This window comes from Streptomyces sp. UH6, from assembly GCF_013421635.1.
Taxonomy (GTDB): Bacteria; Actinomycetota; Actinomycetes; order Streptomycetales; family Streptomycetaceae; genus Streptomyces; species Streptomyces abyssomicinicus.
In genome coordinates, this window is the sequence record NZ_JACADT010000979.1 from 1 (window position 1) to 2,105 (window position 2,105).

1 protein-coding gene and 1 pseudogene are annotated in these 2,105 nt (G+C 73.7%); both read left to right on the forward strand.

What is annotated here, in order from left to right; all coding sequences use genetic code 11:
• The first annotated feature begins 87 nt into the window (after nt 1–87).
• The gene (locus tag HW445_RS28255) at nt 88–1,731 is read left to right on the forward strand and encodes an ABC transporter substrate-binding protein (protein ID WP_180223694.1); all 1,644 of its coding nucleotides are present in this window, start codon (nt 88–90) and stop codon (nt 1,729–1,731) included.
• 109 nt (nt 1,732–1,840) lie between these two features.
• Nucleotides 1,841–2,105 (forward strand): annotated as a pseudogene (locus HW445_RS28260) (S9 family peptidase); the annotation flags it as partial.

The following is a 2,105-nucleotide window of genomic DNA, read 5'->3' on the forward strand; positions in this document are numbered from 1 at the left end:
CTGTCACCGCCCAAGTGGGCACTTCTGGTGGACGAATGACCGGAAGAGCCACGACGTTCCGAAGTACAGAGTGAGGACGGTGGCCCGATGTCGGCCTCGGAGACCGGCGGCGCGCTGAGCCGCCGCAGACTGCTGAGCCTTTCCGCGGCCGGGGCCGGCGTGCTCGCCGCCTCGGGGCTGCTCGGGGCGTGCGCGCCGCAGGCCGCCGACCAGGGCGACTCGGGCAAGGGCGGGGCCGAGGGCGCCGACGTGCCGGTCGGCGAGCTGACCTTCGCCCTGCCGTCCTCCATCTCCTCGCTGGACGTCGGCCGTGAGTCAGGCGTGCTGAACTACCTGGTGGCCACGCTGGTCCAGGAGTCGCTGCTGTCGGTGACGCCGGCCGGCGACCTGAAGCCGGGCCTGGCCACCGCCTGGAAGCAGCCGGACGCCACCACGTACGTCTTCACGCTCCGCCGCGGCGTCGTCTTCAGCGACGGCACCCCCTTCACCGCCGCCGACGTGGTCGCCTCGGTCGAGGAGATCCGCGACCCGGAGAACGCCTCCGTGCTGGCCTACGCCTTCGCCGGGGTGAAGTCCGTCGAGGCCACCGGCCCGCACGAGGTCACCGTCCGGCTCAAGGCCGCGGACGGCGCGTTCCTGTGGAGCGTCGCCCCGGGCTGCCTGCCGATCGGCGGCGAGAAGTTCCTGCGCGCCAACCGCGGGAAGATCGGCACCGAGAAGACCCTGCTGCTGGGGACCGGCCCGTACCGGATCACCGAGTTCGCCGCCGACAGCCACGTGCTGCTGGAGAGCAACCCGCGCTGGTGGGGCGAGAAGCCCGCGGCCGGCAAGCTCAAGCTCTCCTTCGTGCCGGACGCAGGGACCCGCCTGGTGGCCATGAAGTCCGGCGAGGTGGACGGCGCGCTCGCGCTCGCCTCCGACGAGACCGAGGGCTGGGGTTCGGCCGCCGAGGTCGGCTACACCGCGGACCGCTCCGTGGTCTCGCTCGCCTTCGACACCTCCAAGGCCCCGTGGAACGACCCGCACGTGCGCCGCGCCGTCGCGCACGCCGCCGACCGCGCGGGCATGGTCGAGGGCATCCTCCAGGGCAAGGCGGAGATCGCCAACGCCCTGGTGTCCCCGGCCATGTGGGGCGACCTGATGCCGGCCGACGAGGTGCGCGCCGCCTACGCGCAGATCCCGGAGTACGCCTTCGACCTGGACAAGGCGCGCGCGGAGCTCGAGAAGTCGAAGCACGCGGACGGGTTCACCGCCGAGCTGCACTACCCGGCGAGCGGACCCCAGGTCGGCAAGGCGGCCCTGGCGCTGGCCGACTCGCTGAAGAAGCTCGGCATCACCCTGAAGGTCAAGGAGATCACCCTCGAGGCCTGGGTGAACGAACTCGGCTCCGGCAAGCAGCCGCTGCAGTTCCTCTGGTACTTCCCGGTCACCGGCGACCCGGCGGAGCTGGCCGACGCCTACCTGAACGCGGCGGCCACCGCCACCAACATCGCCCACTACGACGAGCCGGCCGTCAACAAGGCCCTCGACGGGGCCAGGACGGACACCGACCCGGCGAGCCGCGGCAGGAAGCTGATGACCGCGGTCACCACGGCCGCCGGCGACCTGCCCTACCTGCCGCTGTGGTGGGCGCAGACCGCGACCGCGCTCTCCCGGGACATCGTCCTCCAGGAGCCCGGCCCGTTCGCCTTCGTCGGCCCCTGGGCGACCCGCATCCGCAAGGCTGCCTGACCCCCCTCCCGGGGAGCCCTCCCCGGCTCCCCGACCGGTGGGCGGGGACGACGGCCCCCGCGCCGTCCCCGCCCACCCGTTCGTTCCCACGACTACACACGGACCCCGCATGCTTCCCCCCGCCGCCCCTTCCCCGTCCCCGGACCGGCCCACGGCACACGCCGTGCGGCGGGTGCGGGAGGCCATGCTGCGGCTGGTCCACCCCGCCGAGGCCCGCGTCAGCCCCGACGGGGCCACGGTGGCGGTGACCGCCATGGGGCCGGACCACACCCGCATCGTGCTCACCCCGGCGACGGAACGTCCCTCCGCCGGGGACGTCTCCCTGGCCGCCGACGACGGCACGACCTGGCGCCACACCCCGCGCTGGCTCCCCG

What these genes read in the sequence shown, in the direction of transcription:
- HW445_RS28255 (WP_180223694.1), top strand. Translation starts at nt 88, where the DNA reads ATGTCGGCCTCGGAGACCGGCGGCGCGCTGAGCCGCCGCAGACTGCTG.